Annotated in this window: 14 protein-coding genes; 6 read left to right on the top strand and 8 right to left on the bottom strand. The window is 71.6% G+C overall.

The window, feature by feature from the left end:
• The first annotated feature begins 22 nt into the window (after window positions 1-22).
• The 3 genes from ACFWV8_RS06465 to ACFWV8_RS06455 are packed head-to-tail and all read left to right on the top strand — an operon-like array spanning window position 23 to window position 2,861.
• Complete coding sequence (locus ACFWV8_RS06465) at window positions 23-706, top strand: response regulator (protein ID WP_384198524.1); 684 nt, start codon at window positions 23-25, stop codon at window positions 704-706.
• Window positions 703-2,202 (top strand): ATP-binding protein, encoded by a 1,500-nt coding sequence (locus ACFWV8_RS06460; RefSeq protein ID WP_384198522.1) that lies wholly within the window; start codon window positions 703-705, stop codon window positions 2,200-2,202. Before ACFWV8_RS06465 ends, ACFWV8_RS06460 begins: the two co-directional genes overlap by 4 nt.
• Window positions 2,203-2,240: 38 nt before the next feature.
• The gene (locus ACFWV8_RS06455) at window positions 2,241-2,861 is read left to right on the top strand and encodes a hypothetical protein (RefSeq protein WP_384198520.1); all 621 of its coding nucleotides are present in this window, start codon (window positions 2,241-2,243) and stop codon (window positions 2,859-2,861) included.
• A 54-nt stretch (window positions 2,862-2,915) separates the two neighbouring features.
• On the opposite strand, the gene ACFWV8_RS06450 is transcribed toward ACFWV8_RS06455, so the two are convergent.
• From ACFWV8_RS06450 to ACFWV8_RS06435, 4 genes are all read right to left on the bottom strand, one after another.
• Entirely contained in the window at window positions 2,916-5,015 is a 2,100-nt protein-coding gene (locus ACFWV8_RS06450; RefSeq protein WP_384198518.1) for a xanthine dehydrogenase family protein molybdopterin-binding subunit, read from the bottom strand.
• A complete protein-coding gene (locus ACFWV8_RS06445; RefSeq protein ID WP_329391064.1) occupies window positions 5,012-6,055 on the bottom strand; it encodes a xanthine dehydrogenase family protein subunit M in 1,044 nt (347 codons plus the stop codon). Before ACFWV8_RS06445 ends, ACFWV8_RS06450 begins: the two co-directional genes overlap by 4 nt.
• Window positions 6,052-6,699: a 2Fe-2S iron-sulfur cluster-binding protein gene (locus ACFWV8_RS06440; protein WP_384198516.1), complete on the bottom strand. Its 648-nt coding sequence runs from the start codon at window positions 6,697-6,699 to the stop codon at window positions 6,052-6,054. Before ACFWV8_RS06440 ends, ACFWV8_RS06445 begins: the two co-directional genes overlap by 4 nt.
• A gap of 138 nt (window positions 6,700-6,837) precedes the next feature.
• Complete coding sequence (locus ACFWV8_RS06435; RefSeq protein WP_384198515.1) at window positions 6,838-7,296, bottom strand: ATP-binding protein; 459 nt, start codon at window positions 7,294-7,296, stop codon at window positions 6,838-6,840.
• Between the two features lie 196 nt (window positions 7,297-7,492).
• Between ACFWV8_RS06435 and ACFWV8_RS06430 the strand changes: the two genes are divergently transcribed.
• Window positions 7,493-8,068, top strand: coding sequence for a TerD family protein (locus ACFWV8_RS06430; protein ID WP_078078626.1), 576 nt, complete (start codon window positions 7,493-7,495; stop codon window positions 8,066-8,068).
• Between the two features lie 166 nt (window positions 8,069-8,234).
• Here the strand turns inward: ACFWV8_RS06430 and ACFWV8_RS06425 are convergent, their stop codons facing one another.
• Window positions 8,235-9,248, bottom strand: a complete 1,014-nt coding sequence (locus tag ACFWV8_RS06425) for a zinc-binding dehydrogenase (RefSeq protein ID WP_384198514.1) — start codon at window positions 9,246-9,248, stop codon at window positions 8,235-8,237.
• A 90-nt stretch (window positions 9,249-9,338) separates the two neighbouring features.
• On the opposite strand from ACFWV8_RS06425, the gene ACFWV8_RS06420 reads away from it, so the two are divergent.
• Window positions 9,339-11,054, top strand: coding sequence for an IlvD/Edd family dehydratase (locus ACFWV8_RS06420; protein WP_384198512.1), 1,716 nt, complete (start codon window positions 9,339-9,341; stop codon window positions 11,052-11,054).
• Window positions 11,055-11,081: 27 nt separating this feature from the next.
• Here ACFWV8_RS06420 and ACFWV8_RS06415 read toward each other — a convergent pair whose 3' ends face one another.
• Window positions 11,082-12,059: a YihY/virulence factor BrkB family protein gene (locus ACFWV8_RS06415; protein ID WP_384198510.1), complete on the bottom strand. Its 978-nt coding sequence runs from the start codon at window positions 12,057-12,059 to the stop codon at window positions 11,082-11,084.
• Window positions 12,060-12,193: 134 nt separating this feature from the next.
• On the opposite strand from ACFWV8_RS06415, the gene ACFWV8_RS06410 reads away from it, so the two are divergent.
• Complete coding sequence (locus ACFWV8_RS06410) at window positions 12,194-12,604, top strand: cold shock domain-containing protein (RefSeq protein ID WP_384198508.1); 411 nt, start codon at window positions 12,194-12,196, stop codon at window positions 12,602-12,604.
• 42 nt (window positions 12,605-12,646) lie between these two features.
• On the opposite strand, the gene efeU is transcribed toward ACFWV8_RS06410, so the two are convergent.
• Complete coding sequence (efeU, locus tag ACFWV8_RS06405) at window positions 12,647-13,513, bottom strand: iron uptake transporter permease EfeU (protein ID WP_384198507.1); 867 nt, start codon at window positions 13,511-13,513, stop codon at window positions 12,647-12,649.
• 49 nt (window positions 13,514-13,562) lie between these two features.
• On the bottom strand, window positions 13,563-14,849 hold the full coding sequence (efeB, locus tag ACFWV8_RS06400; protein ID WP_384198505.1) for an iron uptake transporter deferrochelatase/peroxidase subunit: 1,287 nt from the start codon (window positions 14,847-14,849) through the stop codon (window positions 13,563-13,565).
• Window positions 14,850-14,855: the final 6 nt, after the last annotated feature.

The raw sequence follows: 14,855 nt of genomic DNA, 5'->3' as shown, positions 1-14,855 counted from the left end.
GAACCCCTGGGACAATCCGCCTATGCCACGCGTGCTCCTCATAGAAGACGACCCCTCCGTACGCGAAGGGGTCGAACTGGGCCTGCGCCGCCGGGGTCACGAGGTGCGGACCGCCGCCACCGGCGAGGCCGGCCTCGCCGCCCTGGACGAGTTCCGCCCCGATCTGCTCCTGCTCGACCTCATGCTGCCCGGCGTGAACGGCGTCCAGGTCTGCCGCCGGGTACGTGAGAACAGCCAGTTGCCGATCATCATGCTCACCGCGCGCGGCGACGACTTCGACGTCGTCGTGGGCCTGGAGGCGGGTGCCGACGACTACATCGTCAAACCCGCCCGTACGGAAGTGATCGAGGCCCGCATCCGGGCCGTGCTGCGGCGCATCGACGAGCCGGGCAACGGGCGGCCCGCCGTCGAGTTCCACGGCGAACTCGCCATCGACCGCACCGGTCTCACCGTCACCAAGTCCGGGCAGCGGCTCGCGCTCGCCCCCTCCGAGATGCGTCTTCTGCTGCATCTGAGCGCGGCGCCCGAGCAGGTGTTCAGCCGGCAGCAACTGCTGGAACACGTATGGGAGCACAGCTACCACGGCGACGCCCGACTGGTCGACGCGTGCGTCCGGCGGCTGCGCAACAAGATCGAGTCGTCACCTGGCAACCCCCGGTACATCCAGACCCTGCGCGGCTTCGGCTACCGCTTCGGACCACTGTGAAAGGCATCGGGACGGGCCGGCCCGCCACCCCCTTCAAGCTGCGCACCCGTCTGGTACTGGCCTTCCTGCTCGTGGCCGTCGTCAGCGCGGGCACCACCGCCACCCTCACCTTCCGGGAAGCGCGCAGCAGTGTCCTCAGGACGGCGCAGGACACCGCCGTCTCGTCCTTCCGCGAACAGGTCCAGCAGATCGGTGTCGGGCTGCCCGTGGAGGACCCGGACGGGCTGTCGGAGGTCCTGCGCGACATCGCCCGCAAGGGCAAACCGCACACCTGGATCGTCTTCGCCGAGTACGGCACACTCCGGGCCTCCTCCGGGACCAGCCCCACCTCCACCGTGATCACCCCCGAACTGCGCCGCAAGGCCACCGGCTATCCGCACGGCAGCTTCGAACGGGTCGTCAAGGACGGTGTGCCGTATCTGACGATCGCCATGCCCACCGTCTTCAAGGTCGGGGTCGGCGGAGTCCTGTCCACAGGGCTCGTCCTGTACGCGGTGATGCGCATGGACCAGGAGCAGACGCAGGTCGACGCGCTGATCACCGCCGCCAGGGACGGCGCGGTGCCGGGACTCGCGATCGCGCTGCTGCCCGCGCTACTCGCCGCGCGGAGCGTCCTGCGCCCGGTCCGCGAGCTGCGGCGGGCCGCCCGCAGCATGGGCAGCGGCCGGTTCGACACCCGTATCCCGGTCCGGGGCAGTGACGAACTCGCCGATCTGGCCCGCACGTTCAACGAGTCCGCCGGTGAGATCGAGCGGTCCGTGGACGAACTCCAGCGAGCCGAGGCACGCGCCCGGCGCTTCGCCGCCGACGTCTCGCACGAACTGCGCACCCCGCTCGCCGGGATGCTCGCCGTGACCGAGGTGCTCGACGAGGACGCCGGCCGGCTCGACCCCGACACCGCGCAGGCGGTACGGCTGATCAGCGCCGAGACGGGAAAGCTCGCCGTACTCGTCGACGACCTGCTGGAGATCTCCCGATTCGACGCGCGCGCCGCCGAGTTGAACACCGACGAGGTCGACGCGGCCGAGACCATCGCCAAGACCCTGGAGAGCAGGCACTGGACCGGCCAGGTACGCACCGAACTGCCCGGGGGCATCCGCGCCAGGCTTGACCCGCGCCGGTTCGACATCGTCGTCGCCAACCTCGTCGGCAACGCGCTGCGGCACGGCGGCACGGGCGTCACCGTACGGCTGCGCACGAGGACGAGCGACGACGGTACGGGCCTGCTCGTGATGGAGGTCGGGGACCGGGGACCCGGCATCCTGCCCGAGGCGCTGCCGCACATCTTCGACCGCTTCTACAAGGCGGAGGCGGCCCGGACCCGTTCGACGGGCAGCGGGCTGGGACTCGCGATCACCCAGGAGAACGTACGGCTGCACGGCGGCACCATCCATGCCGCCAACGCCCCCCGGGACAGCACGGGAGACCCGGACGCGGCGACAGGCGCGGTCTTCACCGTCGAGATACCCCTGAACGCGGGGGAGGGGACCGCGTGATCCGCTGTCGGCGCCGCCCGCGCGGCTCAACTCCCCTTGTGTCCGGCGCGGTTCTCCTCCTCGCGCTGCAACTCACCGGCTGCGACATCCAGTCGACCGACGCGATCGACGCGGGCGGCCCCGCCACCATCCAGGTGTTCCCGAGCCGTGAGGACCGGACGCTGCTCTTCTTCCGCTCGGAAGGAGCGCTGATGCCCGTGGCCCGGCCCGGCGCTTACGTACCCCCGCAGGACCCGGCGGACCTGTCGGACCAGCCGACGGCGGATCCGGCGACGGCGGGGACCAAGGCCCTGGTGGCGCTCTTCGGCGGACTGCTCCCGAATGAGCGCGAGGTCGGGCTCACCGACGGTCTGCCCGATCTTCCCGACCAGCCCGGCGACGGCGGTGGCGACGGCGGTGGCGACGGCGAGTCGCCCCGGGTGGAGCTGACCAAGGATGACCGGACGCTCGCCATACTGCCTCTCGCGCTCAGCGGCCTGGACGACACGGCGGTACGGCAGGTGATCTGCACCGTCGCGTTCGCACGGGACGCCGAGGGCAGCCGGCCGGTACTGCTGCGGGGTACGGACGGGACCATGGAGCCGGCCAACTGCGACGCCGACATCGATCTGGGCGTACAGCCGCGCCGGGCGGTCGCACCTCCGGCGGACAGCCTCTGACGGGTGCGGGGGCGGCATCCACCGCCCGTACCCGCCCCTGTCCGCCCGTGTCCGTCACCCCAGATGCGGCAGCAGCCTGTCCGGCAGCATGGGCAGTTCGCGCAGCCGCACCCCGGTCGCGTGACGCACCGCGTTGCCGATCGCCGCGGCCGTGCCGACGATCCCGATCTCGCCGATGCCCTTGCTGCCCATCGGATTGAGGTGCCGGTCGTCCTCCTCGATCCAGTACGCCTCCAGGGAGCGCACGTCCGCGTGGGCGGGGACGTGGTACGAGGCGAGATCGCGCTCCACGAAGTCGCCGGCGACGGGGTCGATCGTCGCCCCCTCCATCAGCGCCATCCCCAGCCCCATCGTCATCCCGCCGATGAACTGGGAGCGCGCCGTACGGGGGTTGAGGATGCGGCCGGCGGCGTATACCCCGAGCATCCGCCTGACCCGGATCTCGGCCGTGTCCGTGTCCACCTGAACCTCGGCGAAGTGCGCGCCGTAGGCGTGGCGGGCGAACTCCGTCCCGGCCGCGACGTCCTCCGTGGTGTCGGCGCTCGCCGACAGCCCCTCGGGAGGCACGGTGCCGCCCACCTCGTCGATACGCGCACGCAGCGCACGGCACGCCTTGTCGACGGACCAGCCCCACGAGCCGGTGCCCGCTGAACCGCCCGCCAGCGGGGCGGTCGGCAGATCGCTGTCGCCGATCACGATCCGGACCCGCTCGAAGGGCGCGTGGAGCGCGTCGGCGGCGATCTGGGCGAGCACGGTACGGGCTCCCGTACCGATGTCCGTGGCGTTGACCCGTACCAGGAAACCGCCGTTCGCGTCGGCGCGCGCCTCGGCGGTCGAGGGCAGGATGACCACCGGATACGAGGCCGACGCGACACCGCTGCCGACCAGGAACCGGCCTTCTCTCCGCAGCCCGGCACGCGGATCGCGGTCGCCCCAGCCGAACCGCCTGGCCCCCTCGCGCAGACACTCCACGAGATGGCGGCTGCTGTAGGGACGGCCCGAATCCGGCTCGTGGGACGGGTCGTTGCGCACCCGCAGCTCCACCGGGTCCACCCCGACGGCCAGGGCCAGCTCGTCCATCGCCGACTCCAGCGCGTACATGCCCGGCGCCTCGCCCGGGGCGCGCATCCACGACGGAGTCGGCACATCGAGGGCGGTGACGCGATGGACGGTGCGGCTGTGCGGCGAGGTGTACATGGTGCGGGCGGACGTGGCGGCCTGCTCCACGAACTCCTTGACCGTGGACGTGTACGAGATCATCTCGTGCGCCAGCGCGCTGATCACCCCGTCCTCGTCGGCGCCGAACCGCACGCGCTGGATGGTCGGCGGCCGGTGCCCCACGACCGCCGCGAGCTGGGAGCGGTGCAGCGCCAGCTTGACCGGGCGTCCGACGTGCCGGGCCGCCAACGCGGCCAGCACCGGCTGCGGGCGCGGCGTCCCCTTCGAACCGAAACCGCCGCCCACGTGATCGCTGATGACCGTGACCTGCGCCGGGTCGAGGGAGAAGAGCGCGGCCAGCGTCTCGCGCACGACGGTCGACCCCTGGCTGGAGTCGTACACGGTCAGCCGCCCGTCGTGCCACTGGGCGACGGAGGCGTGCGGCTCCATGGGGTGGTTGTGCGTCGGGTCCATGGAGTACGTGACGTCGACGGTGACCGGGGCGGCGGCGTAGACGGTGTCGAAGTCACCACGCTCCCGGGTGCCGGGATACCCGCCGTTGGCCACCTCCGGGGCGTAGAGACCGGGATGGTCGGCGGTGAGGACGACGTCGTGCTCCTCGGCCGCGTAGGAGACGCGCACGGCATCGGCCGTGGCGCGTGCCGCCTCCAGCGTCTCGCCCACGGCGACCGCGATGATCCAGCCGCGGTGCGGCACGCGGTCGTCCCGCAGCACGCCCAGCGTCGCGTCGTCGGGGGCACTGACGCGCTGCGCGTTCTCATGGGTCAGTACGGCGACGGCCCCGGGTTCGGCGAGGGCGGCGGCCGTGTCGATCGAGGTGATCCGGCCCTTGGCCACGGCCGCGGGCACCGCCCACGCGTAGAGGCAGCCGGGCGGGGTGTGTTCGGCGGAGTACCTGGCCGTACCGCCGACCTTGGCCAGGCCCTCGATCCGGACGGCGGCGGAGCCCAGGGCGCGCTCGCGGCTGGTCGTCATCGGTCTCCTCCGCGGGGGTCGGTGTGGCGGGGGTCGGTGGGGTCGGTGGCGGTCGCGGTGGGGTCGGCCAGCTCGGTGAGCAGGCGGACGGCGAGATTGCGCGCCATCGGGACCTTGAAGCCGTTGTCCCGCAGGGGCCGGGCGGCGGCGAGTTCGGCGTCCACCGCGTGTCCGAAGGACTCGGGCGTGGCCGGCTCGCCGCGCAGTGTGGCCTCGGCGGTCGTGGCCCGCCAGGGCTTGTGGGCCAGCCCGCCGAAGGCGAGCCGTACATCCCCCACGACACCGTCGCGCACGTCGAGCACCACGGCGGCCGATGCCAGCGCGAAGGCGTACGAGGCACGGTCCCGGGCCTTGCGGTAGGCGGACGGCAGCCCGGCGGTCGCCCCGGGGACCCGGATGCCGGTGATGAGTTCGCCCGGCCGGATCACGGTGTCCTTCTCGGGGTGGTCGCCGGGCAGCCGGTGGAAGTCGGTGAGCGCCACGGTGCGTTCGCCGTCCGGGCCCAGCAGCTGGACATCGGCGTCGAGCGCGGCGAGCGCGACGGCCATGTCGGAGGGGTGCGTCGCCACGCACGCCTCGGAGTGCCCCAGCACCGCGAGATCGCGGTGGGCGCCCTCCCTGGCCGGACAACCGGTGCCCGGCTCCCGCTTGTTGCACGGTTTGGTGACGTCCTGGAAATACGCGCAGCGGGTGCGCTGGAGCAGATTGCCGCCGGCGGTGGCCGCGTTGCGAAGCTGCCCGGAGGCGCCCGCGAGCAGTGCCTGTGACAGCACCGGGAAACGTGTGCGGACGGCCGGGTCGGCGGCCAGGTCGCTGTTGCGTACGGTGGCGCCGATGAGCAGGCCGCCGTCGTCGGTCGCGTCGACGTGGTCGAGCGGCAGCCGGGCGACGTCGACCAGATGGCCGGGGGTCTCGACCCCGAGCTTCATCAGGTCGACGAGATTGGTGCCGCCGCCGAGGAAGCGGGCGGCCGGGTCGCGGGCGAGGAGGGCGACGGCCTGGGCGGGGTCGGTGGCGCGTTCATAGGTGAAGGACTTCATGAGGTCATGTCCGCCTTGCTCGTACTGCCGGTCCAGGTCGTACTGCTCGACGTGCCGGAACTGATCGTCGTAGTCGTCCGCGGCGTCGTGCCCGCGACGTCCTGGACGGCGGCGAGGATGTTCGGGTACGCGGCGCAGCGGCAGATGTTGCCGCTCATCCGTTCGCGGATCTCGTCGGGGGTGAGCGGCACCGGTTCGCCGGGCGGCGGGCCGTCCGCGCCGGTGACGTGCGAGGGGTGTCCGCCGGCCGCCTCGGCGATGACGCCGACCGCCGAGCAGATCTGGCCCGGGGTGCAGTAGCCGCACTGGAAGCCGTCGTGGTCGAGGAACGCCTGTTGCATCGGGTGCGGCCGGGGCAGCTCGTCCGCACCACCGCCGGGGGCGTTCGCGCCGTCCGCCAGGCCCTCGATCGTGGTGATACGGGCGCCGCTCTGCGCGACGGCCAGCAGCAGACAGCTGTTGGTGCGGCGGCCGTCCACGAGGACGGTGCAGGCGCCGCACTGGCCGTGGTCGCAGCCCTTCTTGGGGCCGGTGAGATCCAGGTGCTCGCGCAGCGTGTCGAGCACGGTGGTCCGGTTGTCGAGCGTCAGTCGGCGGGGGGTTCCGTTGACATGGAGAAGTACTTCCGAGGTATTTGGCACCACCCTCGGGTATCCGTCGGGAACGCCCCGGAAACGGCTCCCGCCGGGGACCACTCGATCAGCTTCGGCCCGGTGAGGCGACCCAGGACCGGGGTACGGGCCGGGGGTGCGGGCCGGGGTCCGGCGAGGGCGGACGGGAGCCTACACGCGGCTGTCGGTCCGGGCCGCGAGGCGGACCTTGACGCGCTTGCCCACGGGCTCCCGGCGGACGTCGTATCCCTCGCAGAGCGAGATGACGATCTCCAGCCCGTGCTGCCCGATCCGGCCGGGTTCGGCCGCGCGCGGCACCGGCAGCGTGGAGTCGGTGTCCCACACGGTGATCTCCACGACGTCCCCGTCGAAGACCAGATCGAGGAGGCAGGGGCCGGGCGCGTACTTGCACGCGTTGGTCACCAGCTCACTGACGACCAGCTGCGCCGTGTCGATCACGCGCGACGGCACGGTCAGGCCCTGGTCCGTCCGTACGCTCCCGAGGACGCCGGCGGTGAAGCGGCGCGCCTCGCCGATCATCCCGGATTCCCCGTCGAACACCGCGCCTCGCCTGAACACCCGCCCCGTGGCCGGGCAGCGGTCCTCGGTCTCCTCAACCTGCCCGTCCATGGTTCGATCCGTTCCCCCGCGGCGGCTCCTGGGAGCCGGCTCTTCGTCTGTTCCTGCCACCGCCTGCCCCGCTTCAGCCACTTCAGTCCCAAAGCAGGGCAACGAACCGTACGAGCCTGGTCGATACCGGGACCGTCGGTCGTACGGTGTTATAGATTTTGATCCACTTTTCAGTCACGAACAGCAGGAGGAGATCGTGGGCGTTTCCCTGGGCAAGGGTGGCAACGTTTCGCTGAGCAAGGAGGCTCCCGGCCTGACCGCGGTGCTCGTCGGCCTCGGCTGGGACGCGCGCAGTACGACCGGTGCGGACTTCGACCTCGACGCGAGCGCGCTGCTCGTGAACAGCGCCGGCCGGGTGCTCTCCGACCAGCACTTCATCTTCTACAACAACCTGACGAGCCCTGACGGTTCGGTCGAGCACACCGGTGACAACCTCACCGGTGAGGGCGAGGGCGACGACGAGTCGCTGAAGGTCAACCTCGCCGGCGTTCCCGCCGATGTCGACAAGATCGTCTTCCCGGTCTCGATCCACGAGGCGGGCTCCCGCGGCCAGAGCTTCGGCCAGGTCCGCAACGCGTTCATCCGCGTGGTGAACCAGGCCGGTGGCGCCGAACTCGCGCGCTACGACCTCACGGAGGACGCGTCCACCGAGACCGCGATGGTCTTCGGTGAGCTCTACCGGCACGGTGCGGAGTGGAAGTTCCGCGCCGTCGGCCAGGGCTACGCCTCCGGACTGGCAGGTATCGCGGCCGACTTCGGCGTCAACGTCTGACCACGGACGCGACGGACGCGAGAAGCAGGCACGCGTTCAGCACATAGAGACACGAGCACGAGCGGGACGGTGGCGGACGAGAACTGGTCCGCCGCCGCCCGGCCGGTCCTATGGGCCGGCGCCACGTATCGAACGGGCCTGACGCGCAACAGGTTTCCCCGGCCGCTCACAGCCGGGGATCGACGTGGATCTTGGGTCCCGGGCCCGCTCCCTCGGGCCGGGCGCCGGCCAGTACCTCCGCCAGCGACTCCAGCGCCACCGTGCCCGCGACCAGCGGACGCGGATCGACCGCGCCCGACGCGTAGTGCCCGATGGTGCGGGCGAGGGCGGGCGACGCGCTGAGGATGCCCACGGCGGTGACGTCCTTGAGCGCCAGCGCGCGGGTGTCGATCCGGCTCGGCCCGCTCGCCAGACCGATGTAGACCACGCGCTTGCCCGGTTCGACCAACTCCAGTGCCCGCGCCGGAAGATGAGCGGCGTTCGACGCGTCGATCACGGCGTCGAAGGGCACATCGGGAAGCCCGTCGGCGGTCCAGGCGCCGTTCGCTCCCACGGAGCGGGCGAATTCCAGGGACGCCTCGTCGAGCCCCTGTACGTGCACTTCCGCGCCCCGCGCGAGCGCGAACCGCGCGGCGAGCAGACCGATGGTGCCAGGACCGAGCACCAGCAGCCGGTCGCCGGGGGACAGCGCGGCGGCCTCGACGGCGCGCAGCGCGTTGCCGCCCGGCTCGACCAGCGCGCCCGCCGTCGCGTCGACACTGTCCGGCAGCGCGTGCAGAGACGAGACGGGGACGGCGACCTGTTCGGCGAGCGCGCCCGCCCGGCCGTGCCGGATGCCCAACTCGTAACGCTCCTCGCACACATGGTGCAGCCCTCCGGCGCACCGCCGGCAGTGGCCGCAGCCGAGCATGGTGTCCCCGGTGGTACGCCGCCCGAGCCAGTCCGGTCCGACACCCTCGCCCACGGCCGAGACGGTGCCGCACCACTCATGGCCGATCCGGATCGGATACGCCGCGTGCCCGTCGTGCAGATAGCTCATCTCGCCGGTGTAGAACTCGATGTCCGTGCCGCAGACACCCACCCGGTCCACATCGACGACGACCTCGCCGGGCGCGGCGACCGGCGGTTCGACGTCCCGTACCCCGCACCGGCCGGGACCGGTGATGACAAAAGCACGCAAGGACGACCTCCTGACGGGCGGGCCGGACGGCGGGTGGGAGGGCGGGGGCGCCCTTCCCCGGTACGGCTCGGGAAAGTTAGGGTGCCAGCCATGCCGGAGCAGCGCAGCTCTCAGTGGTACGCGGGAACGGACCGGAACGCCTACATCCACCGGGCGTGGATGCGCCGGGGACTGCCCGCGCACGCCTTCGACGGACGCCCGCACATCGCGATCGCCAACACCGCCTCCGATCTGACGCCCTGCAACGCCCACCTCGGTGAGGTCGCGGAGAGCGTCAAGCAGGGCATCTGGGAGGCCGGCGGCGTCCCGATGAATCTCCCGGTCGTCTCCCTCGGCGAGACGCTGGTCAGGCCCACGGCCATGCTGTGGCGGAACATGGCGGCGATGGCGACCGAGGAGATGCTGCGGGCCAACCCCGTCGACGGAGTGGTGCTGCTCGGCGGCTGCGACAAGACCATCCCGTCCCTGCTGATGGCCGCGGCCTCCGTCGACCTGCCCGCCGTCGTCGTGCCCGGCGGTCCGATGCTGACCGGCACGTTCCGCGGCAAGCCGCTGGGCTGCGGTACGGACGTGTGGAAACTCAGCGAGGAAGTGCGGGCGGGAACGCTCTCCGAGGAGGAGTTCCTGCGCTCCGAGTCCTCGATGATCCGCAGCCGGGGCCACTGCAACACCATGGGCACCGCCTCGACCATGGCGTGCGTCGCGGAGGCACTGGGCACCACCGTCCCCGGCGTCGCCGGCATCCCCGCCCCCGACAGCCGGCTGCTGGAGAGCGCCCACGGCACGGGACGGCTCGTCGTGGAGATGGTCGCCGACGGCCGCCGCCCCAGCACCACACTGACCAAGGGGTCTTTTCTCAACGCGATAGTCGCCCTGGCCGCCGTCGGCGGCTCGACCAACGCCGTCGTGCATCTGCTCGCGACAGCCGGACGGCTCGGTATCGACCTCACGCTCGACGACTTCGACCGCACCGGCGCGGGCGTACCGCTCCTGGTCGACCTCCAGCCCGCCGGACGCCATCTCATGGAGGACTTCCACCGGGCCGGCGGTCTGCTCGCCGTTCTGAACGAGGTGCGGGACCTGCTCGATCCGGCGGCGCTCACCGTCACCGGCACACCGCTGGTGGACCATCTGGACGGGGCGCGGATCTGGGACGACTCCGTCATCCACCGGCGTGCCGAACCCCTCCAGGCCGAGGCGGGCATCGCCGTGCTGCGCGGGAACCTGGCCCCCTCGGGCGCCGTCATCAAACCCGCCGCAGCCTCGCCCGAGCTGCTGAACCACCGGGGCCGGGCGGTCGTCTTCGACAGCATCGAGGACATGCACGCCCGTATCGACGACCCGGACCTCGACGTCGACGCGACATCGGTGCTCGTGCTCAGGGGCTGCGGTCCCAAGGGCTACCCGGGCATGCCCGAGGTGGCGAACCTGCCGCTGCCCACGAAGCTGCTGGAGCGGGGCGTACGCGACATGGTGCGGATCTGCGACGGCCGGATGAGCGGGACGGCGTACGGCACGGTTGTACTGCATGTGGCGCCCGAGGCCGCGGCGGGCGGCCCGCTGGGACTTCTGCGCACGGGGGATTGGATCGAGCTGGATGTCGCCGGGCGCCGGCTGGACGTGGACATCCCCGCCGCGGAGCTCGAACTGCGGCGCCCCGCCGAGGAGATGACCGGCGCCTTCGCCGCCCCGGCGCGCGGCTGGGAACGTCTCTATGTCGACCATGTCATGCAGGCCGACACCGGCGTCGACCTCGACTTCCTCGTCGGGTCGAGCGGCCACGAGGTGTCACGCGAGTCCCACTGAGCACGGCCGGCCCGCCGGCGCCGCCCCTCAGACGTGGTCCGGATCACCGCCGTGGCCCGGATCGGGATGGATCGGGTCGTGCTGCCCGGCCCGCGCCGACTCCAGCTGCGCGGCCAGGGACAGCCCCAGGAAGAGGGATATGCCCGCCAGTTGGGACCAGAGCAGCAGCGCGACGAACGCGGTCAGCGGCCCGTACACCGAGCCGAACGACCCGCTGTAGCTGACGTACAGAGTCAGCAGCCACGTCGCGCCGACCCACAGCAGCAGATGTACGGCGGAGCCGAACGCCAGCCACGTATAACCCGGCTGATCGCGGCGCGGGGCCCGGCGGAACAGCACCGCCGAAGCCAGCCACGTCAGCGAGATGCCCACCGGAATCCGCAGCCACCCCCAGATGTCCCGCGCCGATTCGCCCCACTGGAACGTCTCCGCGAGTGCGCCGCCGACGGCCTTGCCGCCCACCAGAATGAGAAACCCGCCGAGCAGCGGCAGCCCCGCCGCCACCGCGAGCGCCAGCGCGCGCCCGTACTTCGCGTGGAACGGGCGGTCCCGCTCAACGCCGTAGATGCGGTTCGCGCCCCGCTCGATCTGCGCCATCGCCGACGCCAGATTCAGCGTCGCGAAGCCCAGCCCGAGCCAGACTGCCAGCTCACCGCCGGGACCCGAGGCGCCGCCTTCGGCGCGCCCGAGCGAGGTCCGGATCAGATCCGCGCTTGGCCCCGGCGCGATCCCGGTGAGCGTCAACTCCACGACGCGGCCCACGCTCTCCGTATGAAGGGAGGTCGCGACACCCACCAGCGCGATGCTGAACGGCACCAGCGCCAGGACGAACTGGAAGGCCAGCGCCCTGGCGATGCTGAACCCGTCCGCGTAACGGAACCGTACGAACGCGTCGTGCAGCAGCTTGCCCCCGCCGTACGTGCGCAGTGCCGCCCACGCCTCGTCCCCGGAGAGCTCTTCCCCGATCATGTCCCGGGTCTGTGGTACCCGCACCACCGTGCCCATCGTGCCCCCGACTCGAATTGATCTGCCGACGACGGATTCTCGCAGGCGGGCGGATATGAGAGGTTGCTCGGGGGTTCGCTGTGGGCCCCGGTGGAGGTGGCCGAGGAAGTGGGCAGGCTGTGGAGGCAGGGGCTGTGTTGCACGTAGGTCGAGTGCTGAGGTTCGACGAGGTCCGCGGGTACGGGTTCATCGTCCCGAGCGAGGGGGACGAGGACGTGTTCATGCACGCCAACGATCTGCTGGACGAGAAGTACCAGTACAAGGCAGGCAGTGAGGTCGAATACTTCCTGGAGATGGGGGACAAGGGTCCCAAGGCGTCACAGATCAGACTGGTGAACGCGCCCGCGCCGCAGCGGAGTTCGTCGGGTACGGGCCCCGCGGATCCGCATGGCGACTACTCGGACGTGCTGTCCCAGGTCGAGCTGCGGAACGAGCTGACCGAGGCGCTGCTCCAGGCCGACGGAAGCCTGACGGGTGATCAGATCAAGCGGGTGCGTGCGTCGGTGATCGAGCTGGCGCGCTCCCACGGCTGGCTCGAATCCTGAAACGGTGGTGGTGGGCGGGGCGCCGCCCACCACCCGGCCCGGCTACCCCGTCTTCGCGGAAGGCTCCGACGCCGGCGTGGCGGCGGGAGGCGGCGGGGGCCCGGCCTTCGTACGCTGCGGCGCCAGGAAGAAGAACATCGTCGGGATCAGATACAGCACCCACACCGTCACCTGCACGACGGTCGGATCGGGCTGGAAGTTGAAGACGCCCTTCAGCAGCGTGCCGTACCAACTGTCCGGCGGGACCGTGCTGGTGATGTCGAACGCCTTGTTCTGGAGACCGCCGATGAAGCGCGCCTCCTGGAGGTCGTGGAAGCCGTACGCGAGGACGCCCGCCGCCACGATCACCAGCATCGAGCCGGTCCAGGTGAAGAACCTCGCCAGATTGATCCTCAGCGCGCCCCGGTAGAAGAGCCAGCCCAGCACGATCGCGCTGGCGATCCCGAGCAGCACGCCGATCAGCGGCCCCGACCTGCCCTCACCACCCGCCCGTACCGACGCCCACACGAACAGCGCCGTCTCCAGACCCTCCCGCCCCACGGCCAGCAGCGCGGTCGCGACCAGCGCCCCCGTACCCATCCGCAGCGCCGCGTCGAGCTTGCCGTGCAGGTCGCTCTTGAGATGCCGCGCCGTACGCCGCATCCAGAAGACCATCCATGTCACCAGCCCCACCGCGATGATCGACAGTGACCCGCCGAGCAGCTCCTGCGCCTCGAACGTCAGCTCCTGGGAACCGAATTCGAGCGCGGCGCCGAAGGCGAGCGAGACCGCGCAGGCGATACCGATGCCGGTCCAGACGGGCCGCAGCGCGTCGCGGCGGTCGGTCTTGACCAGATACGCGACGAGGATGCAGACGACCAGACTGGCCTCCAGCCCCTCGCGCAGACCGATCAGATAGTTGCCGAACATGCCGGCCGTCCTTCCGCCGATGTCACTGTGCCGGTCACGAGCGCGCGGGTCATGAGAACAGCTCCCGTCCCCACCAGTCGCCGGAGTCCCGGACGCCCGGCGGCACGGCGAAGACCGCCGAACCCACGTGCTGGATGTACTCGTTGAGCGCGTCGGCGCGCGACAGGCTCCGCTGTACGGGGATGAACGCCTCCCGCACGTCGTGCTGGTACGCCAGGAAGAACAGGCCCGCGTCCAGCCGGCCCAGCCCGTCCGTACCGTCGGTGTAGGAGTAGCCGCGCCGCAGCATCCGCGCCCCGCCGTTGGAGTCGGGGTGTGCGAGCCGTACGTGCGACGTCGGCAGCATCGACTTGAGGAACGGCTCGTCGTGCTCCTTCGCCTTGCCGACCGGCGCGCCCTCGCCCTTGTCCCGTCCGAAGATGTCCTCCTGCTCCTTCAGGGAGGTGCGGTCCCAGGACTCGATCCGCATCGCGATCCGGCGCGCCACCAGGTACGAGCCGCCGGCCAGCCAGTCGGGTCCCGCCTCGGCCGGCACCCACACGTGCCGGTCGAGCGCGGCGGTGTCGGTGCCCGCGACATTGCGGGTGCCGTCCTTGAAGCCGAAGAGATTGCGCGGGGTCTGCGCGTCGGGCGTGGTGGACGACGTCTTGCCGAAGCCGAGCTGCGACCAGCGGATCGCGATCCGGCCGAACCCGATGCGGGCGAGGTTACGGATGGCGTGCACCGCGACCTGAGGATCGTCGGCGCACGCCTGCACGCACAGATCGCCGCCGCTGCGCGCCGGGTCGAGATTGTCGCCGGGGAACTTCGGCAGCTCCACCAGCGCCTCGGGCCTCCGCCTCGCCAGGCCGAAACGGTCCCCGCGGGCCTTGCCGTCCCCCGTGAACAGGGAGGGCCCGAAACCGATGGTCAGCGTCAGCCTGGACGGTCGGAGGCCGACCGCCTCGCCCGTGTCGTCGGGCGGTGCCTCCGGCAGCCCGCCGAACGCGCCCTCGCCGACCGCGTGTCCCTCGGTCATCAACGCGGCTGCCGCGGTCCAGTCCTTCAGGAGCTGGATCAGCTCCGCCCGGTCGCCGGTGGTCACGTCGAAGGCCGCGAAGTGCAGCCGGTCGGGCACCGCGGTGGCGATCCCGGCCTGGTGCACGCCGTGGAAGGGGACGGCCGCGCCCGCCGACCCGGCCGGCTCCGACTTGTCCGTATCCCGCAGGGCGACGGTCGTACCGCCGGCCACCCCGGCGCCGAGCGCGAGCCCCGCACCGCCCCAGCCGATCACCGAACGGCGGGACGGTGTACGGGGTTCGCCGGCCGGTGCGCCCGGCTCCGTCTCGTCGGTCATGTCCCC

It is taken from the genome of Streptomyces sp. NPDC058665 (genome assembly GCF_042714995.1).
Lineage (GTDB): Bacteria > Actinomycetota > Actinomycetes > Streptomycetales > Streptomycetaceae > Streptomyces.
The sequence above is the reverse complement of the archived record's forward strand: the minus strand, read 5'-3'. Positions and strand labels throughout refer to the sequence as shown.

What these genes read in the sequence shown, in the direction of transcription:
- ACFWV8_RS06465 (WP_384198524.1), top strand. Translation starts at nt 23, where the DNA reads ATGCCACGCGTGCTCCTCATAGAAGACGACCCCTCCGTACGCGAAGGG.
- ACFWV8_RS06450 (WP_384198518.1), bottom strand. Translation starts at nt 5,015, where the DNA reads ATGACGACCAGCCGCGAGCGCGCCCTGGGCTCCGCCGCCGTCCGGATC.
- ACFWV8_RS06445 (WP_329391064.1), bottom strand. Translation starts at nt 6,055, where the DNA reads ATGAAGTCCTTCACCTATGAACGCGCCACCGACCCCGCCCAGGCCGTC.
- ACFWV8_RS06435 (WP_384198515.1), bottom strand. Translation starts at nt 7,296, where the DNA reads ATGGACGGGCAGGTTGAGGAGACCGAGGACCGCTGCCCGGCCACGGGG.
- ACFWV8_RS06420 (WP_384198512.1), top strand. Translation starts at nt 9,339, where the DNA reads ATGCCGGAGCAGCGCAGCTCTCAGTGGTACGCGGGAACGGACCGGAAC.
- ACFWV8_RS06415 (WP_384198510.1), bottom strand. Translation starts at nt 12,059, where the DNA reads ATGGGCACGGTGGTGCGGGTACCACAGACCCGGGACATGATCGGGGAA.
- efeU (WP_384198507.1), bottom strand. Translation starts at nt 13,513, where the DNA reads ATGTTCGGCAACTATCTGATCGGTCTGCGCGAGGGGCTGGAGGCCAGT.
- efeB (WP_384198505.1), bottom strand. Translation starts at nt 14,849, where the DNA reads ATGACCGACGAGACGGAGCCGGGCGCACCGGCCGGCGAACCCCGTACA.